This window comes from Streptomyces sp. C36 (genome assembly GCF_040932295.1).
In the GTDB taxonomy this organism is placed as follows: domain Bacteria; phylum Actinomycetota; class Actinomycetes; order Streptomycetales; family Streptomycetaceae; genus Streptomyces; species Streptomyces triculaminicus.
Genome location: NZ_JBFQGI010000005.1, coordinates 539,426 through 563,876, shown reverse-complemented (window position 1 = coordinate 563,876; position 24,451 = coordinate 539,426). Strand labels below are relative to the sequence as shown.

Here is a 24,451-nt window from a genome sequence, read left to right as displayed (position 1 = left end):
CGCGTGTGCTGTTGTGGGAAGGTCGCGTGTCAGGTCAAAGCCTATCTGTTCCGGCAGCCGACTGACGATTCGGTGCCCGGTCCGCGCCGAGGCGGTCACACGCCGGTACGCTCGCGCTTGGTGATCATGCCCGGACGACGGGGAAAGAGGAACGTGCCGCTCACGACGACGACGCGGGGCGCCGGCGGCCCACGCAGACGCAGGGTACTGACCGGGGGCGCCGCGGCCCTCATGGCCGGGGGCGCCGCCGCGCTGCTCGCCGGATGTTCGGACGGCGGCAGCGGCGACGCGGCGGCCGACGAGCACTCCTCGGCCGCCCGGCGGCTGCGGGTCCGCGCCGGGCGGGACGCGGCGGGACTGCTGGAACGGTACGACGCGACGATCGCCGCGCACGCCCCGCTCGAGGAGCGGCTGCGCCCGCTGCGGGCCGAAGTCGCGGGCCATGCCAAGGCGTTCGCTCCCCCCGCCGCCGACCGGTCCGCCACGCCGTCCACCACCCCGTCCGCCTCGCCCTCCGCCTCTCCCCCGGCCAACCGGCCGGAGGTGCCCGGCGACGAGCGGGCGGCACTGGGCGAGCTCGCCGACGCCGAGCGCCGCGCCGCCGACGCCCGCACCGCCGATCTCGGCTCGGCCCCGCCCGAACTGGCCCGGCTGCTGGCCTCCGTTGCCGCGGCCGGCGCGGCCCACGCCTATCTGCTCACCGGAGGCGGCTCATGACGACGTCCCAGCGCTCCCACGCCGCCAGGGTGGCGGTGCCGGCCGCCCAGGCCGCGCTCGCGGCGGAGCACGCCGCCGTGTACGGCTACGGCGTCGTCGGCGGGCGCGTCGAGGAGGAGCACGCGGCGCAGGCGCGCGAGGCGTACGACGTCCACCGGGCGCGCCGGGACGTGATGAGCCGCGCGGTGCGCGCGCTCGGCGCCGAGCCGGAGGCGGCCGCGGCCGCGTACGCGCTGCCCTTCCCGGTGACCGACGGGGCGTCCGCGGTGCGGCTGGCGGCGGAGCTGGAGAGCCGGCTCGCGGCCGTCTACGCCGATCTCGTCCGGGCCTCCACCGGCTCGCTGCGCGGCGAGGCGGCGGCGGGGCTGCGCGAGGCGGCGGTGCGGGCGGCGCGCTGGCGCGGCGGCAGCGTAGCCTTCCCTGGGCTCGCCGAGCGGGCCTGACCGGCGGGAGCGCCGCACCGGTGACCGAGGAAAGGGACTGCTCAGGGATGGCCACAGCGCACGACAGCCTCGAACCGCCCCAGCGGCTGGTTCGGACCCTGAGCGAGGACCCCGCCTACGGAGACGCCGCGCACCTTTGGCTCGCCGCGCTGCCGGACCTCGCCCGGGAGTGCCTGGCGCGCTGGGATCTGACGCCCGAACGGGTGCAGGCGCCCGGGGGTCGCACCAGCATGGTCGTGCTCGCCCGGCGCTCCGACGGCACGCCCGTCGCCCTCAAGCTCTGTCTGCCCGACGGCTCGGCCGCCCTCGAACACGCCGCGCTCGCCCACTGGGACGGCCGGTCGGCCGTACGGGCCCTGGACGTCGCCCCGGAGGCGGGCGCGCTGCTGCTCGAGCGGCTGCACGCCGACGTCAGCCTGCGCTCGCTGGCCGAGGCCAAGGCCCAGCTGGAGGCGGCCGCCACCCTGCAGCGCCTGTGGGTGGCCCCGCCCGAGGAGCACGCCTTCCCGGACGTGGCCGGCCACACGGCCGCCCTGGCCGAGGCGTTGCGCGCGCATCGCGAGCAGCCGTGGGCGGCGGACGTACGGGCCGTGCTCGACGAGGCGCTCGAGGTACGCGACGCCCTGGTGGCCGAACCGCCCGCCGGCGAAGGGGCGATGCTGCTGCACGGGGAGTACCACCAGGGCAATGTGCTGGCCGCGGACCGTTCGCCCTGGCTGGCCGTCGCCCCGCGCCCGCTGGTGGGCGAGCGGGCCTACGACCTGGCGTGGCTGGTCCGCGACCGCCTCGACACCTTGCTCGCCTCCCCGGGCGCCGCGGCCGCGGCGCGGCGGCGGGTGGCCAAGCTCGCCGAGTCACTGGACGTCGACCCCGGCCGCCTGCGCGGCTGGACGCTCTTCCGCACGGCGCGGGAGGGGGCGCACCAGCTCGCGCTGGGGGCGCGGGGTCAGGGCGAACTGCTGCTGGAGTTCGCCGGGTTGCTGTGACGCCTCACGGCGACCCGGCCGTACCCCCGGTCAGCGGGCCGCCAGGCGGGCGACGACGTCGGCCACGGAGACCTCTTCCTTCTCCCCCGTGCGCCGGTCCTTCACCTCGACCACGCCGTCCGCCGCCCCGCGGCCCACGACCAGGATCGTCGGCACGCCGATCAGCTCCGCGTCGGTGAACTTCACCCCGGGCGACACCCCCGCCCGGTCGTCCAGCAGCACCCGCACCCCCGCCTCGGCCAGTCGCTCGGACAGCTCGGCGGCCAGCTGCGTCTGGACGGCCTTCCCCGCCGCCACGACGTGGACGTCCGCCGGCGCGACCTCGCGCGGCCAGCACAGCCCGGCGCCGTCGTGGGTCTGCTCGGCCAGCGCGGCGACGGCGCGCGAGACGCCGATGCCGTAGGAGCCCATCGTGACGCGGACCGGCTTGCCCTGGGGGCCGAGGACGTCGAGGCCGAAGGCGTCGGCGTACTTGCGGCCGAGCTGGAAGATGTGGCCGATCTCGATCGCCCGGCCGATCTCCAGTCCGGCTCCGCAGCGGGGGCACGGGTCGCCCGGCTCGACCACGACGACGTCGAGGTAGCGGTCGACCGTGAAGTCCCGCCCGCAGACCACGTTACGGGCGTGCGTGCCGGGCTTGTTGGCGCCGGTGACCCAGGACGTGCCCGGTGCCACGCGCGGGTCGGCGAGGTAGGGCAGGTCGAGGCCCTGCGGGCCGACGTAGCCCCGTACGAGCTCCGGCCGTCCCACGAAGTCCTCGGCGGTCACCAACTCCACCACGGCGGGCGCCAGATGCTCCCCCAGCTTGGCCAGGTCGACCTCGCGGTCGCCGGGGACGCCGACGGCCCAGACCTCGCCGTCGACCTTGACGAGCAGGTTCTTCAGCGTCGCCGAGGCCGGCACGTCCAGGTACGCGGCGAGGCTCTCGATGGTGGGGGTGTCCGGGGTGTCCAGCTCCTCCACCGGGCCGTGCCCCGACGGGTCGGCGGGGGCCACCACCGTCGTCACCGCCTCGGTGTTGGCGGCGTAGTCGCACTTCGGGCAGTCGACGAAGGTGTCCTCGCCGGCCGCGGCCGGGGCGAGGAACTCCTCGGACGCCGAGCCGCCCATCGCGCCCGAGACGGCGGAGACGATCCGGTAGTCCAGGCCCAGGCGCTCGAAGACGCGGGTGTAGGCGGCGCGGTGCAGGCGGTAGGACTCGGCGAGGCCCTCGTCGGTGGTGTCGAAGGAGTACGAGTCCTTCATCTGGAACTCGCGCCCGCGCAGCACGCCCGAGCGGGGCCGCGCCTCGTCCCGGTACTTGGTCTGGATCTGATAGAGGATCACCGGCAGGTCCTTGTAGGACGTGCACTGGTCCTTCACCGTCAGTGTGAAGATCTCCTCGTGGGTGGGGCCGAGCAGGTAGTCCGCGCCCTTGCGGTCGCGCAGCCGGAACAGCAGCTCGCCGTACTCCTCCCAGCGCCCGCTCGTCTCGTACGGCTCCTTGGGCAGCAGCGCGGGCAGCAGGACTTCCTGGCCGCCGATGGCGTCCATCTCCTCGCGCACCACCCGCGAGACGTTGTCGAGCACCTTCTTGCCCAGCGGCAGCCAGGTCCAGACCCCCGCCGAGGAGCGGCGGACGTAGCCGGCGCGGACCAGCAGCTTGTGGCTGGCGGTCTCCGCGTCGGCCGGATCGTCGCGCAGTGTCTTGATCATGCTCGTGGACATGCGCTGGACGTGGGCCATGGTCTCTCCTGCGGGCGTGCGGACGTACGGACGAGCGAGGGGCGCGTGGACGCGGTGGCGCCTCGGGGGGGCCTACGCGCGCGTGCGCGCGGTCGCCAGGAGCGTATGCGGTGTCCGGCGGCCTCCCCAAGTCATTTGTCAGGTCTGCAGGGGCAGCGGCGCGCCCATCACCGCGTACGGCCGTGCGGCGCTCGGGAAGACCACGTTGCGGGCGAGGTCGCGGTAGCCGAGCTTGCGGTAGAGCGCCCGGGCGGGGCTCTCCTTGTCGATGGCGGACAGGATGGAGCGGGGTTCGCTCGCCGTGGCCGTGATGTCGGTGATGAGGGTCCGCCCGATCCGCCGGTTCTGGAAGGCGGGGTGGACGTGCAGCTCGGTGATGACGAAGGAGTCGTCCAGCCAGGCGTCGTTGCCGTTGGCGCGCAGATACGGTTCGACGACCGTGGACCACCAGTGCGTGCGGTCGTTCGGCATCCCGTAGACGAAGCCCACCAGCCGCCCCTCGGGGGTGGTGGCGCCCAGGGAACGCGCACCGGGGCACTGCAGGTGCCTCAGGACGATGTGGCGCCGCACGCCGACCTCCTCCGGGGTGAGGCCGAAGGCGACCGCCTGGACGGCCAGTGCCTCGTCCACCCGTGCGGCGAGGTCGAGCGGTCCGACCGCGATGTCATTCATGCCGGGAGGCTACCCGCCCGTACCACCGGTGGTCGCCTCAGAACAGCACGCTCATGAACGCGCCGACCTCCTCGAAACCCACCCGGCGGTAGGCGGCCCGCGCGGCGGTGTTGTAGTCGTTGACGTAGAGGCTCACGACCGGGGAGACCTCCTCCAGGGCGTGCCGCAGCACGGCCGCCATGCCGGTCACGGACAGGCCGCGCCCGCGGTGCTCGGGGGCGACCCATACGCCCTGGATCTGGCAGGCGCGGGCCGTGGCGGCGCCGATCTCGGCCTTGAAGACGACGCGGCCGTTCTCGACGCGGGCGAACGAGCGCCCGGAGCCGACGAGCTCGGCGACGCGGGCCTGGTAGAGCAGCCCGCCGTCGCCGACGAGCGGCGAGACGCCGACCTCCTCGGTGAACATGGCCACGCACGCGGGCATGATCAGGTCCATCTCGTCCTTGCGGACGCGGCGCACGAACGGGTCGGGGGCGACGTCGGCGGGCATGCCACGGGTGACCATCAGGGGCTGGTGGGGGCGCACCTCGCGGGCCGGGCCCCAGTGGGGCTCGAGGAGGGACCACAGCTCGGCGGTGGCCTCGGAGGGCCCCACGATGGAGGAGCAGCGGCGGCCGGAGCGGCGGGCGCGGTCGGCGAAGGCCCGTACGGCCTCGGGGCCGGCGCAGATGGGGACGAGGTTGGCGCCCGCGTAGCAGAGCGACTCCAGGCGGCCGCCCGCGTACCAGCCCCACATCTCCCCGCCGAGCCGCCACGGGTCGAGGCCCGCGACCTGGACGCGCGCGGCGACGAAGGCGTTGGCCACGGGGTCGCGGTCGAGGACGGCGAGGGCGACGTCGAGGTCGCCGGGCTCCAGGACCTTGGTGGTGGTCGTCGTCAGCACGTGTGCGAATGCCTCACGGTCGCGGGTGGAAGGCCATGGGGGGCAGGTCCTGGCACTGTACCTCCCGCCCCGCGCGGGCACCCCCCGGTGGGCGGAAACGACGCTGCCCCGCCGTCTGGGGGCGGGGCAGCGGTGGTGCGGGGGTGTCAGCCGGCGACGCTGATGGTGGGCTCGCCGGAGGCGACGCCGTCCTTCTCCATCTGCTCGGCGATCTTCATGGCCTCTTCGATGAGGGTCTCGACGATCTTCGACTCGGGGACGGTCTTGATGACCTCGCCCTTGACGAAGATCTGGCCCTTGCCGTTGCCGGAGGCGACGCCCAGGTCGGCCTCGCGCGCCTCGCCGGGGCCGTTGACGACGCAGCCCATGACGGCCACGCGCAGCGGCACCTCCATGCCCTCCAGGCCGGCCGTGACCTCCTCGGCCAGCTTGTAGACGTCGACCTGGGCGCGGCCGCAGGACGGGCAGGAGACGATCTCCAGGCGGCGCTGGCGGAGGTTGAGGGACTCCAGGATCTGGATGCCGACCTTGATCTCCTCGGCCGGCGGGGCCGACAGGGAGACGCGGATGGTGTCGCCGATGCCCTCGGAGAGCAGCGCGCCGAAGGCGACGGCGGACTTGATGGTGCCCTGGAAGGCCGGGCCCGCCTCGGTGACGCCCAGGTGCAGCGGGTAGTCGCACTGGGCGGCCAGCTGGCGGTAGGCGTTGACCATCACGACCGGGTCGTTGTGCTTGACCGAGATCTTGATGTCGCGGAAGCCGTGCTCCTCGAAGAGCGAGGCCTCCCACAGGGCCGACTCGACGAGCGCCTCGGGGGTGGCCTTGCCGTACTTCTGCAGCAGGCGGCGGTCCAGCGAGCCGGCGTTCACGCCGATGCGGATGGGGGTGCCGGCGTCGGAGGCCGCCTTGGCGATCTCCTTGACCTTGTCGTCGAACTGCTTGATGTTGCCCGGGTTGACCCGGACGGCGGCGCAGCCGGCGTCGATGGCGGCGAAGACGTACTTCGGCTGGAAGTGGATGTCCGCGATGACCGGGATCTGGGACTTGCGGGCGATGACCGGCAGCGCGTCGGCGTCGTCCTGGGTCGGGCAGGCGACGCGCACGATCTGGCAGCCCGACGCCGTGAGCTCGGCGATCTGCTGCAGCGTGGCGCCGATGTCCGAGGTGCGCGTCGTGGTCATGGACTGCACCGACACCGGGGCGTCGCCGCCGACGGCCACGGATCCGACCTGGATCTTGCGGCTGACCCTGCGGTCGGCGAGCTTGGTCGGGACGGAAGGCATTCCCAGCGAAATCGCAGTCATCAGGCGAGCAACCCCAAGGTCTTAAATCATGGTCCCGAGATCGGCGGGCTCCGGCATCCGAGGTTACGGCAAGCCGTCCCCCCGGAGCACATCACGACCCGAACACCACCCAAACACGGACGGCCGGGCACATAGCGCGCCCGGCCGTCACAATCGGATGCCCGTCAGGTCAGCCGGACCGGGTTCACCACGTCCGCGATCAGCACCAGCAGCGTGAAGCAGACGAAGATGCCCGCCACCACGTACGCCACCGGCATCAGCTTGGCGACGTCGAAGGGGCCCGGGTCGGGGCGCCGGAAGACCTTGGCGAAGGCCCGGCGGACCGACTCCCACAGCGCCCCGGCGATGTGCCCGCCGTCCAGCGGCAGCAGCGGCAGCATGTTGAACAGGAACAGCGAGAGGTTGAAGCCCGCGACCAGGAAGAGCATGGTCGCGATCTGCTGCGACGGCGGGATGTCGAGGTTGAAGACCTCGCCGCCCACGCGGGCCGCGCCGACGACGCCCATGGGCGAGTCGGCCTTGCGCTCGGCGCCGTCGAAGGCCGCGTTCCACAGGTCGGGGATCTTGCCGGGCAGGGCGATCAGCGACTCCACGCCGGACTGCACCATGTCGCCCATACGGTCGACGGACTGTCCGAAGGACTGCTGGACGACGCCGGCGGCGGGCGTGAAGCCGAGGAAGCCCGCGGTGACGTACTGGCCCTTGAGGGGGGCGCCCTTGCCGTCGTACTTCTGGACCTGGTTGGAGATGAGGTTCGCGCTGAGCGTCTTCTCCCGCCCGTCGCGGACCACGGTGATCGTGGCCGGGCCGGTGGTCTTCCGGATCTCCTTCTGGAGCGTGCTCCAGTCGGTGGCCCGATGGCCGTCGAACGCCACGATCCGGTCCTTGGGCTGCAGGCCGGCCGCCTTGGCGGGCGAGTCCTTGGCGCCGGAGGGGCACTTGTCCGTGGGGGCGCTGGCGGACACCACGCAGTCCGACACGGCCGAGACCGTCGTGGTCTGCGTGTTGATCCCGAACGACATCATCACGCCGAGGAACACCGCGACGGCCAGGACCAGGTTCATGAACGGTCCGGCGAACATCACGATCACGCGCTTCCAGGGCTTGCGCGTGTAGAACATCCGGGTCTCGTCGCCGGGCCGCAGCTCCTCGTAGGCCGCCGAGCGGGCGTCCTCGATCATGCCGCGCCACGGGGAGGTGGAGCGGGCGCTGACGCGGCCGTCCTCGCCGGGCGGGAACATGCCGATCATGCGGATGTAGCCGCCGAGCGGGACGGCCTTGATGCCGTACTCGGTCTCGCCCCTGTGCCGCGAGAAGATCGTCGGCCCGAAGCCGACCATGTACTGCGGCACACGGATGCCGAAGAGCTTCGCGGTCGAGAGGTGACCCAGCTCGTGCCAGGCGATGGAGAAGAGCAGGCCCACCACGAAGACGACTATCCCGAGGATGGTCATCAGTGTCGTCATGCGCGGGCCTCCGTGGTCGCTTTCGCCGTACGGGCGCCCGTACGGGCCGCCAGTTCGCGGGCCCGGGCGCGGGCCCAGGTCTCCGCTTGCAGGACGTCCGAGACGGTCAGGAGGGTTCCCGCGGCGGGGGTGCCGTGTTCCGCGACCACCTCGGCGACGGTGTCCACGATCCCATTGAACGGCAGCATTCCGCTCAGGAACGCGTCGACGCACTCCTCATTGGCGGCGTTGAAGACGGCGGGCGCCGTGCCGCCGAGGGAGCCGACGTGCCGGGCCAGCGCGACCGAGGGGAAGGCCTCCTCGTCGAGCGGGAAGAACTCCCACGTGGAGGCCTGGGACCAGTCGAAGGCGGGGGCGGCGTCGGGCACCCGCTCGGGCCAGCCGAGGCCGATGGCGATGGGGCCGCGCATGTCCGGCGGGGTGGCCTGGGCGAGCGTGGAGCCGTCGGTGAACTCCACCATCGAGTGGACGTACGACTGGGGGTGGACGACGACCTCGATGCGCTCGAAGGGGATGTCGTAGAGCAGGTGGGCCTCGATGACCTCGAGCCCCTTGTTGACCAGCGTCGCCGAGTTGATCGTGATGACCGGGCCCATGGACCAGGTGGGGTGGGCCAGGGCGTCCTGGGGGGTGACCGAGGCCAGCTCGGCCTTCGTACGGCCGCGGAAGGGGCCGCCGGAGGCCGTGACGACCAGCTTGCGGACCTCGGCGCGGGTGCCGCCCAGCAGGGCCTGGAAGAGCGCCGCGTGCTCGGAGTCCACCGGGATGATCTGGCCCGGCTTGGCGACCGCCTTGACCAGCGGGCCGCCGACGATCAGCGACTCCTTGTTGGCCAGGGCCAGGGTCCGGCCCGCCTCGAGGGCGGCGAGGGTGGGCGCGAGGCCGATGGAGCCCGTGATGCCGTTGAGGACCGTGTGGCACTCGCTGCGGGCCACCTCGGTGGCCGCGTCGGGCCCCGCGAGGATCTCCGGCAGCGGCTCGGCGCCGTACCGCGCGGCCAGCGCCTCGCGCAGCTCGGCCGCCTTGTCCTCGCGGGCGACGGCGACGGTGCGGACCCGGAGTCTGTGCGCCTGCTCGGCGAGGAGGTCCACCCGGCCGCCCGCGGCGGACAGAGCGGTCACCGTGAAGCGCTCGGGGTTGCGCAGCACCAGATCGATGGCCTGGGTGCCGATCGAGCCGGTCGAGCCGAGGATCACGATCTCGCGCGGGCCGCCGCCGGCATGGGTGTCGGCGGAGTAGCGCAGGTGGGGGTCAGCGAGGAGGTCCGTCATCCTCCTATTGTGGCGGCACCGCCGGTCCGGCCCGACAGGGCGTCCCGGCGGTGCCGCGACGGAGTCAGCGAACGGGCCGGTGGACGTTCTCGGCCTTGGAGGGGCCGGGGGTGGCGTCCGCGATCCAGGGGCCGTCGCCGCTGGGGTCGACGATCCCGCTCTCCAGCCATGTGTACGCACCCGACATCACGCCGGAGACGACCTTGCGGTCGATCTCGTCGGTGTTCGTCCACAGCCGCCCGAAGAGCTCCTCCACCCGGATGCGGGACTGCCGGCAGAAGGCGTCGGCGAGCCGGTAGGCCTCGCCGCCGTGGTCGCCGAGGCTCCGCAGGTGCTCGGCGCGCACACAGGCCGCGCTCATGGCGAAGAGCTCGGCGCCGATGTCGACGATGCGGCCGAGGAAGCCCTGCTTGGTCTCCATGCGGCCCTGCCAGCGGGACATGGCGTAGAAGGTGGAGCGGGCGAGCTTGCGGGAGGAGCGCTCGACGTAGCGCAGGTGCCCGGAGAGGTCGGGGTGGCCGGCCGGGTGGAACTCCGCGTACGTCCGCGGCAGCTGCCCCGGGCCCGTCATGAGCTTGGGCAGCCAGCGGGCGTAGAAGCCGCCCGCGCGGGCTCCGGCGCGGGCCTTGTCGCCCAGGGACTTATCCGGGTCGATGAGGTCGCCGGCCACCGAGAGGTGGGCGTCGACGGCCTCGCGGGCGATGAGCAGGTGCATGATCTCGGTGGAGCCCTCGAAGATGCGGTTGATGCGCGTGTCGCGCAGCATCTGCTCGGCGGGGACCGCGCGCTCGCCCCGGGCGGCCAGCGAGGCCGCGGTCTCGTAGCCCCGGCCGCCGCGGATCTGGACCAGCTCGTCCGTCATCAGCCAGGCCATCTCGCTGGAGTAGAGCTTGGCGAGCGCGGCCTCGATGCGGATGTCATTGCGGTCCTCGTCGGCCATCTGGCCGGAGAGCTCGAGGACGGCCTCCAGGGCGAAGGTGGTCGCGGCGATGAAGGAGATCTTCGCGCCGACGGCCTCGTGCCGGGCGATGGGCTTGCCCCACTGCTCGCGCGCGGTGGACCACTCGCGGGCGATCTTCAGCGCCCACTTGCCGCCGGAGACGCACATGGCGGGGATGGAGAGCCGGCCGGTGTTGAGGGTGGTCAGCGCGATCTTCAGGCCGGCGCCCTCGGGCCCGATGCGGTGGGCGGCGGGCACGCGGACCTGATGGAAGCGGGTGACGCCGTTCTCGATGCCACGCAGGCCCATGAAGGCGTTGCGGTTCTCCACGGTGACGCCCTCGGCCGCGGCCTCGACGACGAAGGCGGTGATGCCGCCCTTGTGGCCCTCGCTCCTGGGCACCCGCGCCATGACCACGAGCAGGTCGGCGACGACGCCGTTGGTGGTCCAGAGCTTCACGCCGTCCAGGACGTAGTCGTCGCCGTCGGGCACGGCGACGGTGGCCAGCCGGGCCGGGTCGGAGCCGACGTCCGGCTCGGTGAGCAGGAAGGCGGTGATGTCCGTGCGCGCGCAGCGCGGCAGGAACTTCTCCTTCTGCTCCTGGGTGCCGAAGAGCTTCAGCGGCTGGGGCACGCCGATGGACTGGTGGGCGGACAGCAGCGCGCCGACGACGGGGCTGGCGGAGCCCACGAGCGCGAGCGCCCTGTTGTAGTAGACCTGCGTGAGGCCGAGGCCGCCGTACTTGACGTCGATCTTCATGCCGAGGGCGCCGAGCTCCTTGAGCCCTTCGACCGTCTCGTCCGGGATCCTCGCCTCGCGCTCGATGCGGGCGCTGTCGATCCGCGTCTCGCAGAAGTCGCGGAGCTTGGAGAGGAACTCCTCCCCGCGCCGGACGTCCTCGGCGGCGGGGCTCGGGTGCGGATGGATCAGGTCCAGGCGGAACCGGCCGAGGAAGAGCTCCTTGGCGAAGCTGGGCTTCTTCCAGTCCTGCTCGCGGGCCGCCTCGGCGACCTGGCGGGCTTCGCGCTCGGAGACCGGTCGTACGGATGGTGCGGTCATCGGGCACCTCACCGTCTGAGTCGGGGCAGTTGTCCCGGTCGACTACCGACCGGTGCTACTCATCCGTATGTACCTACCCGATCCGTACGGGCTCTACCAGACCCCCGGCAATCTTCCGGCCCCCGGCGGACGGCCGGGCGGGCGACGGCGGTGAAAGACGTGTGCGCCCCGGGACGGGTGTCCCGGGGCGCACACGGCAGGTCGCGGGGCGTTGCCTACAGGGCCAGGCCGGTCAGGACCAGCACGCGCTCGTAGGTGTAGTCGTCCATCGCGTAGCGCACGCCCTCGCGGCCCACACCGGACTGCTTGGCGCCGCCGTAGGGCATCTGGTCCGCGCGGTAGGAGGGGACGTCGCCGATGACCACGCCGCCGACCTCGAGAGCGCGGTGGGCGCGGAAGGCGGTCTGCAGGTCGTGGGTGAAGACGCCGGCCTGCAGGCCGTACGGGGAGTCGTTGACGGCCGCGAACGCGGCGTCCTCGCCCTCGGCCTTGGTGATCGTCAGGACCGGGCCGAAGACCTCCTCGCAGGCGATCGTCACACCGGCCGGGACCTCGGCCAGCACGGTCGGGGCGTAGGTCGCGCCCTCGCGCTTGCCACCGGCGAGCAGCTTCGCGCCGGCCGCGACGGCCTCGTCGACCCAGGACTCGACGCGCTTCGCGGCGTCCTCGCTGACCAGCGGGCCGACGTCGGTGGAGGCGTCGGACGGGTCACCCGTGACCTGGGCCTCGACGGCCGCGACGACCTTCGGCAGCAGGCGGTCGTAGACCGAGGCGTCGGCGATGACGCGCTGCACCGAGATGCAGGACTGGCCGCCCTGGTAGTTGGAGAAGGTGGCGATGCGCTGCGCCGCCCAGTCCAGGTCGGCCTCGGAGGACCAGTCGGCGAGGACGACGGCCGCGCCGTTGCCGCCGAGCTCGAGGGTGACGTGCTTGCGCGGGGCGGAGTCGAGGATCGACCAGCCGACCGGGCCGGAGCCGGTGAAGGAGATGACCGGCAGCCGCTCGTCCTGGACGAGGGCGGGCATGCGGTCGTTGGGCACCGGCAGCACGCTCCAGGAACCGGCCGGCAGGTCGGTCTCGGCGAGGATCTCACCCAGGATCAGGGAGGAGATCGGGGTCGCCGGGGCGGGCTTGAGGATGATCGGCGCGCCGACCGCGATGGCCGGGGCGACCTTGTGGGCGCTCAGGTTGAGCGGGAAGTTGAAGGGGGCGATGCCCAGGACCGTGCCGCGCGGGACGCGGCGGGTCAGCGCGAGGCGGCCGGTGGAACCGGGGTCGGTGTCCAGGCGCTGGGCGTCGCCGGCGTTGAAGCGGCGGGCCTCCTCGGCGGCCCAGCGGAAGACGGAGACGGCACGGCCGACCTCGCCGCGGGCCCACTTGATGGGCTTGCCGTTCTCGGCGGAGATCAGCTGGGCGATCTCCTCGGTGCGCTCGGCGAGCCGCTTGGCGACGTGGTCGAGGGCGGCGGTGCGCACGTGGGCGGGCGTCGCCGCGAACTCCTCGCGCACGGCGTGGGCGGCCGCGACGGCCTCCTCGACCTGCGCCTCGGTGGGCACGCTCACGGTGCCGACGAGACGACCGTCCCAGGAGTTCGTGACGTCGAAGGTCTCCTCGCCGGTGGCCTCGCGGCCGGCCAGCCAGAACGCGTGGGGAGCAGTCACGAGATTCCCTCCGGGGGGTGAAGACGATTTTGGCTCCCCCACCGTAGGTCGGCCGCGCTCCGCGGTCGCTTGTCCGCAATGGAGCACGCGGCGGCGGGGGCGCGCCGCATTGGCAGGTCTTCGCCACCGAGTCGTCGGACACGCCCTAAGTGGAGGGGCCGGAGGTGGCCTTCAGGGCCAGCCACAGCTCCATGCGGGCGTCGGGGTCGTCGAGCGAGCGGCCCAGGATCTCCTCGACGCGCCGCATGCGGTAGCGCAGGGTGTGCCGGTGCACGCCCAGGTCGGCGGCGGCCGCGTCCCACTGGCCGTGGCGGGCGAGCCACGCCCGCAGGGAGGCGACGAGGTCGCCCCGGCCGGTCGCGTCGTGCTCGTAGAGCGCCCGCAGCATGCCGTCGGCGAAGGCCCGTACGGCGTCGTCGGCCAGCAGCGGGAGGACGGACCCGGCGGCGACCTCCTCGTGGCCGACCAGGACGCGGCCGCGCCGGCGGGCCACGGACAGGGCCTGTTCGGCCTGGTGGAAGGCGGCGCCGGCGGCCTCGGCCGTGGTGGGGGCGGAGAGGCCGACGGACATCGGCGCGGGGCCGCCGCGCTCCCCGCCGGAGGCGCGCCGGGCCTCCGCCGCACGGGCCCGGTCGGTGCAGGCCGTGACGGCCGCGCCGCCGTCCACGGCGAGGACGACGACCCGTCCGCTCTCGGGGACGACCAGCACCGGCTCCGCCGCCCGGCTCGCCGCGGTCTCGGCCGCGTCGGCGAGGGCGCTCAGCTCGCCGTGGGGGTCGGTCTCGGCCGCCACCGCGACGAGCATCCGGAAGGGGCCCTCCAGCAGGCCTCCGTACAGCTCGCCCGCCACCGCCCGGGCGTGCTCCGACTCGCCCGCCAGCAGCATCCCCAGCACCGCCGCACCCAGCCGCTGTTCGGCGTCCTGCAGCGCCCGGGAGCGCTCGGTGGTGAGCGTGAGCAGGGCGATCGCGGAGTGCACGGCGTAGCGCTCGGCGGTGCCCAGCGGCTCGTCGGTGCCGACGGCGAGGACGCCCCGGGTGCGCCGGCCGGAGCCGAGGGACTGCAGCTCCACGCGGTCGCCGCCCTCCTCGTCGTCCTCTGCGCCGACGACGGCGCTGGCGGGCGCGGGCCGGGAGCGCAGGCGCTCGACGTCGGCGCTCAGGCGGGCCGCGCGCCGTGCGGCCCAGTCGGGCGCCGCCGCCACGACCGCGCCGGAGGCGTCGTAGAGCGCCGCCCATCCACCGAGGTGCGCCGCGAGCCGGGCGAGCAGCGCGGCGGGGCCCTCGGGGGCGAGGGCCGCCCGCGTGAACTCGCGCTGGGCCTCGAAGCCCGCCGTCACCGCGCGGTACTGGTCGGCGGCGATCGCCGCCGAGACGGCCTTGGTGATGGCGAGGAACGGCGTGCGGCGCGGCACCTCCAGCAGCGGCAGCCCCTCGTCCGCGGCGGCCCCGATCAGGGCGTCCGGCACCTGCTCGTAGTTCACGCCCACCGCGAAGCCGAGCCCGACCACTCCGGCGCGCACCAGCCGCCGTACGTAGCGGCGCATCGCCTCGCCGTCGGCGGCATCGATCTTCATGGCCGTGATCAGCAGCAGCTCCCCGCCGTCCATCCACGGCACGGGGTCGGCGAGCTCACTGACGTGCGCCCAGCGGACGGGGGTGTCCAGCCGGTCCTCTCCCGCGAGCACGGTGAGCTTGAGCGCGGAGTGGTTGACCAGCGAGGCGAGCGTGAGGGGCATGGCACCTTCGGACGAGGCATGTGCGGTGACGGTGCCGTCCCGTATGAACGGCTGTGACCGATTCTGCCTCAGTGGAGCATTGCGCGGGAACGCGAGCGCCTCACCCCTCCAGGTCGACCAGCACCGGCGGCGCGCTCCCGCCCCGCACCGAGCTCACCGACAGCACCGCGTGCCCGGCGGGCACCTTGTGGGCCAGCTCGGAGGCGGACCAGCGCTCGCGCTCCACCGTGCGGACCGTGACCGACTGCGCGGTGACCGCGCGGCCCGTCACCACGTGGCGCAGCACGTGCAGGGCGCGCGTCAGCGGCTCGTGGGCGATCACCTGCCGGTCGGTGACGTCGCGGGTCTGCACCCACTCCTTGCCCCACACCTCCGCGAACCGCGCGCCGTCCCATGTCGTCACCCCGGAGAAGGCCATCCGGCAGCCGACGGAGCCCAGCAGCGTGCTGCGCAGCGCCTCGGGGACGTCGTCGAGCGTGCGCAGCGTCAGCACCGCGCCGGCGTTGGCCGAGCGCAGCCTGCCGAGCCCGCGGACGGCCTCCGCCGTGACGGTGTGGGTGGCGTCGTCCAGGACCAGGCAGGCGAACAGCGACCGGTCCGCGCGGCCCGCGGCGCACTCCGTGAACTGGGCCAGCACCAGCCGGGCCAGCAGCCGCGACGCCTCGGCGTGGCCGCGCTCGGGCAGGTCGATGCGCACCCGCAGCGGGTGCTCGAGGGCCCGGAGCGAGAAGGTGCGCCCGGGGTCGGTGGTGCTGAAGAAGCGCGCGAACGCGGGGCGGTCGAGGAGCGCGAGCCGGTCGGCGAGCACGGGCCCGGCGTCGCCGGGGCGCAGTGCCTGCCGCTCGCGGGCGTCGATCTCGCGGACCAGCGCGTCGTGGCCGCCCTCGGCCAGCGCGGCGCGCAGCGCGCCGAGCGCGGTGGAGGAGCCGTCGAGGAGCTCGCGCAGCTCGGGTACGGAGGGGAAGCGGTCGTGGGCCGCGCGGAACGGGCCGAGGAGCTGGGCCAGGGTGGTGGCGGCGCGCCGGCTGTCGCCGCCGGGAAGGGCGGCGGTGAGGTCGCCGACGAGCCCCTCGGCGAGGATGGCGGCCGCCTCGTCGGGGTCGTCGGTGCCGCCGTAGAGGTCCAGGTCGTAGGCGGAGTCGGGGCGGCCGATGCCGACCACGACGTCGAACGCGTCGTCCGGCGCGAGCCCCGCGCCCGCCGCGCCCACGGCCACGACCGCCGCCCGTCCGGCGAGCGCCTGCAGGCACAGCGACTCCAGGACGGGCCGCACCAGCCGGCTCGTCTTGCCGCACCCGGAGGGGCCGACGGCCAGCAGGGAGGTGCCCAGCAGCGCGGGTTCGAGGGCGGAGCCGGCGCCCCGGTGCGCGTAGGGGTTGCGTTCGTCATCGGCCGCGGTGCCGATGCGGACCTGGCGGGTGACGAGGTCGTGCCGGGCGGCGCGTACGGGCAGGTCGCGCGCCCCCGAGGGGTGGGCGCACGCGGCCGCGCCGTGGCGCAGCACGGTGTCGGTGAAGGCGGTCAGCCGGTCGGGCCGGGCCTGTACGGACTCCCAGGCGCGCTCGATGCGGGCGTGGTCGACGTCGTTCATCAGCCCGGCCTGGGCGTCGGCCGCCAGGCGCTCGGCGGCGGCGTGCGCGCCGGCCGCGCGCAGCGCGGGCCACTCGGCGAGGTCGCGCTGCGCGGTGGCGGTCGGTGCCGCGACCGCCGTCTCACGCACCGGTCCGCCCTCCCGCGCGAGGTTTCGGCGGCGCCGGAGTTCGGACCAGTGGCCGGCGCGGGCCGCGAGGAGGAGCAGCGCGCCCGTGCAGAGGACGTAGTAGGTGTACGCGGCGTACGACCAGTCGGCGATCGTCCACGACGGCTCGCTGAACCGCACCAGCGGCCACAGCCACGCCGTGCCGAGGGCGCCGTTCCAGCACAGGGCCCACAGCAGGACGGCGGCGGCGAGGGACAGGGCGGCGCGGGCGCGCAGGGTGCCTTCGGGGATGCTCTCGGGCCGCGGCGGCTCGAGGAGCGCGGGGAAGCGGCGCCCGAGCCCCTGCCGGACGAGCGCGGCGGCCCGGCGGCCGGCGGGGACGGCGTACCGGCGCCCGAGCTCGGGCCAGCGGCCGATCCGGCCGAAGAGGGCGGCCAGCGCGCCGAAGACGAGGGCGTAGTAGACGTAGGACGCCTCGTACCACTCCTTGGTGTTCGCGTCCCAGGACTCGGGGATCACGGCCCGCAGGGGCCAGGTCCAGTACGGGCCGAGGTAGCCGTTCCACAGCAGCGACCAGAACAGCCATCCGCACAGGAAGGCGATCAGCGCCCCGCTGATCAGCTGCCGGCCGGGGACCCGGCCCGGCTCCTCGGGGGGCCTGGGCCGGTGCTCGTGGGCCCAGACGCCCGGTTCGACGACCGGGCGCGGGGCGCGCAGCCAGGTCACGAACGGCGAGTCCCGGGGCCCGTCGGGGCGGCCTCGCGGGGCGGGGGGCGCCGGGGCGGGCCCCGGCGGGCGCGCCGGCATGGGCGGGGCGCCGTGCGGGCCCGGCCGGGGCGGCCCGGCGTGGCCGCGCGTGTCGGATGCTCCGTACGTGTCCTCGGTTGCCATCGCTGCCCTCTTGCCCCCACCGGCCGGTCCTGCGCGCACACGTGTGACGTCGCGGCCCAATCTAGTGGCGACGCGCGGGGAGTTCAGCGTCCTCCGCGCCGCCACGCCCGGATCATGAGCATGATCACCTCGTGGGGCGGGCGGGGCCCCGCCATGTCCGCCGCGGACAACGCGCCCGGCGCACTTCTCCCTAACGGAGCATGCCCGAGCCCCCTCCCCGCCCCTAGCCTGCGACTAAAAGCCCGAGTAAAGACCGAGTCCTTCCCCCTGGAGCCCCTCATGACCGAACTGTCCGGAGGCGCCGCCCTCCCCCAGGAGCGCCGCGTCGTCACTGCGATCCCCGGCCCCAAGTCGCTCGAGCTCCAGGCCCGCCGCCTCAACGTGGTCGCCGGCGGCGTGGGCTCCGTGCTGCCGGTGTTCACCACGCGCGCGGGCGGCGGTGTCATCGAGGACGTCGACGGCAACTCCCTGATCGACTTCGGCTCGGGCATCGCGGTGACCTCGGTCGGCGCCAGCGCCGAGGCCGTGGTGCGCCGCGCGTCCGCGCAGCTCGCCGACTTCACCCACACCTGTTTCATGGTGACCCCCTACGAGGGCTACGTGGAGGTCTGTGAGCAGCTCGCCGAGCTGACCCCGGGCGACCACGCCAAGAAGTCCGCGCTGTTCAACTCGGGCGCCGAGGCCGTCGAGAACGCCGTCAAGATCGCCCGTGCGTACACCAAGCGCCAGGCCGTCGTCGTCTTCGACCACGGCTACCACGGCCGCACCAACCTGACGATGGCGCTGACGGCCAAGAACATGCCGTACAAGCACGGCTTCGGTCCGTTCGCTCCCGAGGTCTACCGCGTGCCGGTGGCGTACGGCTACCGCTGGCCGACCGGCCCGGAGAACTGCGGCCCCGAGGCCGCCGCCCAGGCCATCGACCAGATCACCAAGCAGGTCGGCGCCGAGAACGTCGCCGCGATCATCATCGAGCCGGTCCTCGGCGAGGGCGGCTTCATCGAGCCGGCCAAGGGCTTCCTCCCGGCGATCGTGAAGTTCGCCAACGACAACGGCATCGTCTTCGTCGCCGACGAGATCCAGTCCGGCTTCTGCCGCACCGGCCAGTGGTTCGCCTGCGAGGACGAGGGCATCGTCCCGGACCTGATCACCACCGCCAAGGGCATCGCCGGCGGTCTGCCGCTCGCCGCCGTCACCGGCCGCGCGGAGATCATGGACGCCGCCCACCCGGGTGGCCTGGGCGGCACCTACGGCGGCAACCCGGTGGCCTGCGCCGGTGCCCTCGGCGCCATCGAGACCATGCGCGAGCTGGACCTCAACGCCAAGGCCAAGCGCATCGAGGAGGTCATGAAGGGCCGCCTCGCCGCCATGCAGGAGAAGTTCGACATCATCGGCGACATCCGTGGCCGCGGCGCCATGATCGCCATCGAGCTGGTGAAGGACCCGGCCGGCAAGGAGCCGAACCCGGAGGCCGCCGGCAAGCTCGCCAAGGCCTGCCACGCCGAGGGCGTGCTGGTGCTCACCTGCGGCACCTACGGCAACGTGCTGCGCTTCCTGCCGCCGCTGGTCATCGGCGAGGACCTGCTGAACGAGGGCCTGGACATCATCGAGGCGGGCTTCGCGAAGCTGTAACAGAGTGAAGAACCTGTGCGGGGCGGGTGGCGGACGGGTGATCCGACTATCGGAGTCGCCTTACCTGCCGTACGGTTTCCTCGAATGAACGCAACACCCCGCCCGCAGGGGACTGCGGGTGACGCCGCGCCGGTACTTCCCCAGTGCCGGACCGGCCGTGCCTTCGCGCACACCACCGGAGCCACTGGCTCCGGAAATCCTCACCGATCGGACGGCCGCCCGCCCCAGACCCCCCGGGGCGCGCGGCACACCGGCCGGCACGGCGGCCTCGGAACCTCCCCCCCTGTTCCGGGGCCGCCGACCCCATTCATCGGATTCACCGGATCCACCCGGGTCAGCACGGCGATCGCCCTTCCGGCCCTGTGCGCCGCGCTGTTCGCCCTCATCGCCTGGCAGGTCGCCGCCCACGGGCCGCTGCGCGGCCTCGACGAACGCCTGGGCCGCGCGGCCGTGGGCACCGCTCCCCGCGCCCTCGCCGAACTCCTCGCCGACCTCGGCAACACGACCGTGGCCCTGCCGGTCCTCGGCGCGGCGATCGCCGTCGCGGCGGTACGCCACCGGCGGTGGGCGCCGCCGCTGGCCGCCGCCCTCGCGATGGCGGCCGTACCCGCGCTCGTCGTCCCGCTCAAGACGTGGATCGCCCGGCCGGGGCCACCCGCCATGACGCCGGGGGCGCATGACGGGTTCTTCCCCTCGGGCCACGCGGCCACGGCGGCCGTCGCCTACGGAGCCGCGGTGCTGCTGCTCACCCGTTCCCGGTGGTGGCTGGGCGCCTGCGCACTGCTCAACGCCGCCGTCGGCGCCGGGCTGGTGCTGCGCGGCTACCACTGGCCGCTGGACGTGGCCGGTGCCTGGTGCCTGTCGGTCCCGCTGCTGTGCGCGGCGGCCCGCTTCCGGGTCAGCTGTCGAAGCCCAGGCCGGCCTTGTCCATGACCCTCAGCCACAGGTTCCGGCGGCCTCCGTTGGCGTCCGCGCGGGTCATGGCCCACTGCGTGATGCCGATGCCCACCGACCGCACCGGCTCGGGCGGGAACGGCAGCGGCCTGCTGCGGACCATCTCCAGCTCCGTGCGCTCGGTGCGCTCGCCGTCGAGCAGGTCGAGCATGACGTCCGCGCCGAAGCGGGTGGCCCCCACGCCGAGCCCGGTGAAGCCCAGCGCGTAGGCCACGCGGCCGCCGTGCGCGGTGCCGAAGAAGGCCGAGAAGCGCGAGCAGGTGTCGATGGCGCCGCCCCAGGTATGGGTGAACCGCACGCCCTCGAGCTGGGGGAAGCAGCGGAAGAAGTGCCCGGCGAGCCGCTGGTAGGTGGCCGGGTGGTGGTCGTACTCGGCCCGCACGCCGCCGCCGTAGCGGTAGACGATGTCGTAGCCGCCCCACAGGACGCGGTGGTCGGCGGTCAGCCGGAAGTAGTGGAAGTGGTTGGCGCTGTCGCTCAGCCCCTGCCGGCGCCGCCAGCCGACGGCGGCCCGCTGCTCCTCGGTGAGCGGCTCGGTCATCAGTGCGTAGTCGTAGACGGGCGCGACGTACGGGCGCAGCCGCTTGACCAGCGAGGGGAAGGCGTTGGTGCCGAGCGCGACGTGCCGGGCGAAGACCCGGCCGTAGGGGGTGCGGACGGCCACCCCGGCGCGGCGCGAGGAGAGTTCGGTGCCGGGCGTGTGCTCGTAGACGCGGACGCCCGCCTCGAGGCAGGCGCGCCTGAGGCCCCAGGCGAGCTTGGCGGGGTGCAGCATGGCCACGCCGGTGCGGTTCCACAGGCCCGCGAGGAAGGTCGGGGAGTCGACCTCGGCGCGCACGGCGTCGCGGTCGAGGAACTCGTGGCCGCCGACGCCGAGGGTCTCGGCCTCCTCGGCGGCCTCCTTGAGCTCGTTGACCTGGTGGGGGGCGGTGGCGACGTCGATCTCGCCGGTGCGCTCGAAGTCGCAGTCGATGCCGTACCGGGCGAGGGTGGCCTCGATGCCGTCGAGGTTGCGGTGGCCGAGCTCCTCGAGGGCGGTGAGCTCGGCGGGCCAGCGGGTGTGGCCGTTGGCCCAGCCGTGGGTGAGGGAGGCGGCGCAGAAGCCGCCGTTACGGCCGGAGGCGGCCCAGCCGGTCTCCTGGCCCTCGATGAGGACCACGTCCCGGCCGGGGTCGCGCTCCTTGGCGCGCAGGGCCGTCCAGAGACCGGAGTAGCCGCCGCCGACGACGAGCAGGTCGCAGTACTCGTCGCCGACCAGGGCCGGGAGCGCCTTGGGCCGGGCGGGGTCGTCGAGCCAGAAGGGGCGGGGGACGGCGTCGGAGAGCGCTTGGACGGCGGGGGGTGCGGCGTGTCCCGCCGAAGAGCGCTGTAAGGCACTGGCGGCCATGGTTCTCAGCTCCTTTTTCGGCGTCTCCCGGCCAGTTGAGCGACGAGGACGCACAGCACGGCGATGGCGAACATCGCCGTTCCGATGACATTGATCTGCACGGGCGTGCCCCGCTGCGCGGATCCCCAGACGTACATGGGGAAGGTCACGGTCGATCCCGAGTTGAAGTTGGTGATGATGAAGTCGTCGAAGGACAGGGCGAAGGACAGCAGCGCGCCGGCGGCGATGCCGGGGGCCGCGATGGGCAGGGTCACCTTGCGGAAGGTCTGCAGCGGGGTGGCGTAGAGGTCCTGGGCGGCCTGTTCGAGGCGGGGGTCCATGCTCATCACGCGCGCCTTGACGGCGGTCACCACGAAGCTGAGGCAGAACGTGATGTGGGCGATGAGGACGGTCCAGAAGCCGAAGGAGACGCCCGTGTTGAGGAAGAGCGTGGCCAGCGAGGCCGCCATGACGACCTCGGGCATGGCCATCGGCAGGAAGATCAGCGTGCTGACGGAGGAGCGGGCCCGGAAGCGGTAGCGGGCCAGCGCGAAGGCGATCATCGTGCCCAGGACGGTCGAGCCGACCGTGGCCCACAGGGCGATGCGCAGGCTGAGCGAGAGGGAGCCGCACAGGTCGGCGACGCCGCACGGGTCGGTCCAGGCGTCGGTGGAGAAGCGCTGCCACTCGTAGTTGAAGCGGCCGTTGGGCTTGTTGAACGAGAAGACCGTCACGATGACGTTGGGCAGCAGCAGATAGCCGAGGGTGCCCAGCCCGGCGATCACCACGAGGTTGCGGCGCAGCACGCGCGCGGCGCGGGTCAGGGGGTTCATCAGACCACGTCCTCCGTCCCGGACTTGCGGATGTAGACGGTGACCATGGCGAGGATGGCGGCCATCAGGATGAAGGACAGGGCGGCGGCGGTCGGGTAGTCCAGGACGCGCAGGAACTGGGACTGGATGACGTTGCCGATCATCTTCTGGTCGGTGGAGCCGAGCAGCTCGGCGTTGATGTAGTCGCCGGTGGCGGGGATGAAGGTCAGCAGCGTGCCGGCCACGACGCCCGGCATGGACAGCGGGAAGGTCACCTTGCGGAAGACTGTCAGCGGCCGCGCGTAGAGGTCGCGGGCGGCTTCGTGCAGCCGCCCGTCGACGCGTTCGAGCGACGTGTAGAGCGGCAGGATCATGAAGGGCAGGAAGTTGTAGGTCAGTCCGCAGACGACGGCGAGCGGGGTGGCGAGCACCCGGTGGCCCTCGGTGACGCCCAGGGCGTCGGTGAGGCCGAGGATGTGCAGCGAGCCGAGGGTGGAGACGACGGGTCCGCCGTCGGACAGGATCGTCTTCCACGCGAGGGTGCGGATGAGGAAGCTGGTGAAGAACGGCGCGATGACCAGGATCATCAGGAGGTTGCGCCAGCGGCCGGCCCGGAACGCGATGAGGTAGGCGAGCGGGTAGCCCAGGAGGAGGCACAGGGCGGTGGCGGTCGCGCCGTAGGCGACCGAGCGCAGGAACTGCGGGTAGTACTCGCTCAGCGCGTCCCAGTAGGTGGCGAAGTGCCAGGTGACGCGGAAGCCGTCCTCGAGCGAGCCGGTCTGTACGGACGTGGACGCCTGGTAGACGAGCGGAGCGGCGAAGAAGACCAGCAGCCAGAGGATGCCGGGGAGCAGGAGCCAGTAGGGGACGCGCCGCTTGCGGCGGGCGGCCGTGTGGTACGTGCTGTCGGGCGCGGGGGCCCGGTCGGTGGCAGTCGACGTGCTCATCCGGCGCCCTCGGCTTCCACGTCCGTGCCCGCCTCGACGTTCTGCGCGGCGTCCAGGCCGAAGCTGTGGCCCGGGTTCCAGTGCAGGACGACCTCGGCGCCGGGCACCAGGCGGGTGTCGCGCTCGATGTTCTGCTCGTAGACGGACAGACCGGTGGCCACGGAGCTGTCGACGAGGTACTGGGTGGAGACGCCGGTGAAGCTGGACTGGGCGATGCGGCCGGTGACGCGGTTGCGGCCGTCGGCGATGGTGCCGGCGTCGTCGGCGTGGGTGAGGGTGATCTTCTCCGGGCGTATGCCGATCAGGAGTTTCTCGCCCGTCCGGGCGGGGGCTGTACATCGTGTCGCCGGAAGACCGAGTTTGGTATCACCGGCGCGCAGAAGGATGTCGTCACCCGCGGTGCCCAGGACGTCGGCGGTGATGAGGTTGGAGGTGCCGAGGAAGTTGGCGACGAAGGTGGTGCGGGGGGTCTCGTAGAGGTCGGCGGGGGCGCCGAGCTGCTCGACCCGGCCGGCGTTCATGACCGCGACCGTGTCGGCCATGGTCATGGCCTCCTCCTGGTCATGGGTGACGTGGATGAAGGTGATGCCGACCTCGGTCTGGATGCGCTTGAGCTCGAGCTGCATCTGGCGGCGCAGCTTGAGGTCCAGGGCGCCGAGCGGCTCGTCGAGGAGCAGCACGTCGGGGTGGTTGATGAGCGCGCGGGCGACGGCGACGCGCTGCTGCTGGCCGCCGGAGAGCTGCTGGGGCCGGCGGCGGGCGAGGTCGCCGAGCTGGACGAGCTCGAGCATCTCCTCGACCTGCTTCTTGACGGACTTCACGCCCCGGCGGCGCAGGCCAAAGGCGACGTTCTCGTAGATGTCGAGGTGCGGGAAGAGCGCGTAGCTCTGGAAGACGGTGTTGACGGGCCGCTTGTACGGGGGCAGGGCGGTGACGTTCTTGCCGGCGAGCTCGACGGTGCCGGTGGTGGGGTCCTCAAGACCGGCGATCATGCGCAGGGTGGTGGTCTTGCCGCAGCCGGAGGCGCCGAGCAGGGCGAAGAAGGACCCCGCGGGCACGGAGAGGTCGAGCGGGTGCACGGCGGTGAAGGCGCCGTAGGTCTTGCTGATGCCGGTCAGGCGGACGTCGGTGCCGCTGCCGCGGGTCGTGGCGGTTGCCGTCATGGGTCTGGATCCAGGGGGCTCGGGGGAGATGAGAGCAGATAACAGTGACATACGGCCGCGCGTGCTGCGGTACGGGCCGTGCCGTCGTCCCATCGCGCACACTCCTTCGCCCACCGCGCGCG

General features: G+C 73.3%; 19 protein-coding genes. 5 read left to right on the top strand and 14 right to left on the bottom strand.

The window, feature by feature from the left end; genetic code table 11:
- Positions 1–153 precede the first annotated feature (153 nt).
- The 3 genes from AB4K12_RS18915 to AB4K12_RS18905 are packed head-to-tail and all read left to right on the top strand — an operon-like array spanning position 154 to position 2,146.
- The gene (locus AB4K12_RS18915; protein WP_368435238.1) at positions 154–717 is read left to right on the top strand and encodes a hypothetical protein; all 564 of its coding nucleotides are present in this window, start codon (positions 154–156) and stop codon (positions 715–717) included.
- Complete coding sequence (locus tag AB4K12_RS18910) at positions 714–1,160, top strand: ferritin-like domain-containing protein (RefSeq protein WP_368435237.1); 447 nt, start codon at positions 714–716, stop codon at positions 1,158–1,160. The genes AB4K12_RS18915 and AB4K12_RS18910 overlap by 4 nt, the downstream gene beginning before the upstream one ends.
- Positions 1,161–1,207: 47 nt before the next feature.
- Complete coding sequence (locus AB4K12_RS18905) at positions 1,208–2,146, top strand: aminoglycoside phosphotransferase family protein (protein WP_368435236.1); 939 nt, start codon at positions 1,208–1,210, stop codon at positions 2,144–2,146.
- Between the two features lie 30 nt (positions 2,147–2,176).
- Here AB4K12_RS18905 and AB4K12_RS18900 read toward each other — a convergent pair whose 3' ends face one another.
- From AB4K12_RS18900 to AB4K12_RS18855, 10 genes are all read right to left on the bottom strand, one after another.
- Positions 2,177–3,871 carry a proline--tRNA ligase gene (locus tag AB4K12_RS18900; RefSeq protein ID WP_368435235.1) on the bottom strand — a complete coding sequence of 565 codons (1,695 nt, stop codon included), beginning with the start codon at positions 3,869–3,871 and terminating at the stop codon, positions 2,177–2,179.
- Between the two features lie 138 nt (positions 3,872–4,009).
- A complete protein-coding gene (locus tag AB4K12_RS18895) occupies positions 4,010–4,543 on the bottom strand; it encodes a GNAT family N-acetyltransferase (protein WP_086570277.1) in 534 nt (177 codons plus the stop codon).
- Positions 4,544–4,580: 37 nt separating this feature from the next.
- The gene (locus AB4K12_RS18890; RefSeq protein WP_368435234.1) at positions 4,581–5,426 is read right to left on the bottom strand and encodes a GNAT family N-acetyltransferase; all 846 of its coding nucleotides are present in this window, start codon (positions 5,424–5,426) and stop codon (positions 4,581–4,583) included.
- A gap of 146 nt (positions 5,427–5,572) precedes the next feature.
- On the bottom strand, positions 5,573–6,730 hold the full coding sequence (gene ispG / locus AB4K12_RS18885) for a flavodoxin-dependent (E)-4-hydroxy-3-methylbut-2-enyl-diphosphate synthase (protein WP_086570274.1): 1,158 nt from the start codon (positions 6,728–6,730) through the stop codon (positions 5,573–5,575).
- Between the two features lie 164 nt (positions 6,731–6,894).
- On the bottom strand, positions 6,895–8,196 hold the full coding sequence (locus AB4K12_RS18880) for an RIP metalloprotease (RefSeq protein WP_368435233.1): 1,302 nt from the start codon (positions 8,194–8,196) through the stop codon (positions 6,895–6,897).
- The gene (dxr, locus tag AB4K12_RS18875) at positions 8,193–9,467 is read right to left on the bottom strand and encodes a 1-deoxy-D-xylulose-5-phosphate reductoisomerase (RefSeq protein ID WP_368435232.1); all 1,275 of its coding nucleotides are present in this window, start codon (positions 9,465–9,467) and stop codon (positions 8,193–8,195) included. The genes AB4K12_RS18880 and dxr overlap by 4 nt, the downstream gene beginning before the upstream one ends.
- 64 nt (positions 9,468–9,531) lie before the next feature.
- Positions 9,532–11,466: an acyl-CoA dehydrogenase family protein gene (locus AB4K12_RS18870; protein ID WP_368435231.1), complete on the bottom strand. Its 1,935-nt coding sequence runs from the start codon at positions 11,464–11,466 to the stop codon at positions 9,532–9,534.
- Positions 11,467–11,681: 215 nt separating this feature from the next.
- Positions 11,682–13,127: an aldehyde dehydrogenase family protein gene (locus AB4K12_RS18865; RefSeq protein ID WP_362250194.1), complete on the bottom strand. Its 1,446-nt coding sequence runs from the start codon at positions 13,125–13,127 to the stop codon at positions 11,682–11,684.
- Positions 13,128–13,272: 145 nt separating this feature from the next.
- Positions 13,273–14,865: a PucR family transcriptional regulator gene (locus tag AB4K12_RS18860; RefSeq protein ID WP_368435230.1), complete on the bottom strand. Its 1,593-nt coding sequence runs from the start codon at positions 14,863–14,865 to the stop codon at positions 13,273–13,275.
- A 100-nt stretch (positions 14,866–14,965) separates the two neighbouring features.
- Positions 14,966–17,455, bottom strand: coding sequence for an ATP/GTP-binding protein (locus tag AB4K12_RS18855; RefSeq protein ID WP_368435229.1), 2,490 nt, complete (start codon positions 17,453–17,455; stop codon positions 14,966–14,968).
- Positions 17,456–17,734: 279 nt separating this feature from the next.
- Between AB4K12_RS18855 and gabT the strand changes: the two genes are divergently transcribed.
- Together gabT and AB4K12_RS18845 are read left to right on the top strand one after the other, a co-directional pair.
- Positions 17,735–19,087, top strand: a complete 1,353-nt coding sequence (gabT, locus tag AB4K12_RS18850) for a 4-aminobutyrate--2-oxoglutarate transaminase (protein WP_086568426.1) — start codon at positions 17,735–17,737, stop codon at positions 19,085–19,087.
- 84 nt (positions 19,088–19,171) lie between these two features.
- Positions 19,172–20,020 (top strand): phosphatase PAP2 family protein, encoded by an 849-nt coding sequence (locus tag AB4K12_RS18845; protein WP_368435228.1) that lies wholly within the window; start codon positions 19,172–19,174, stop codon positions 20,018–20,020.
- On the opposite strand, the gene AB4K12_RS18840 is transcribed toward AB4K12_RS18845, so the two are convergent.
- Genes AB4K12_RS18840 through AB4K12_RS18825 form a run of 4 tightly spaced genes read right to left on the bottom strand, consistent with a single transcriptional unit; the run spans position 19,986 to position 24,329 of the window.
- On the bottom strand, positions 19,986–21,428 hold the full coding sequence (locus AB4K12_RS18840; RefSeq protein ID WP_368435227.1) for an NAD(P)/FAD-dependent oxidoreductase: 1,443 nt from the start codon (positions 21,426–21,428) through the stop codon (positions 19,986–19,988). The two genes, AB4K12_RS18845 and AB4K12_RS18840, sit on opposite strands and share 35 nt — an antisense overlap.
- Before the next feature lie 5 nt (positions 21,429–21,433).
- Entirely contained in the window at positions 21,434–22,240 is an 807-nt protein-coding gene (locus AB4K12_RS18835) for an ABC transporter permease (protein ID WP_362250209.1), read from the bottom strand.
- A complete protein-coding gene (locus AB4K12_RS18830) occupies positions 22,240–23,166 on the bottom strand; it encodes an ABC transporter permease (RefSeq protein ID WP_368435226.1) in 927 nt (308 codons plus the stop codon). Before AB4K12_RS18830 ends, AB4K12_RS18835 begins: the two co-directional genes overlap by 1 nt.
- Positions 23,163–24,329, bottom strand: a complete 1,167-nt coding sequence (locus tag AB4K12_RS18825; protein WP_368435225.1) for an ABC transporter ATP-binding protein — start codon at positions 24,327–24,329, stop codon at positions 23,163–23,165. The genes AB4K12_RS18830 and AB4K12_RS18825 overlap by 4 nt, the downstream gene beginning before the upstream one ends.
- Between the last annotated feature and the right edge of the window lie 122 nt (positions 24,330–24,451).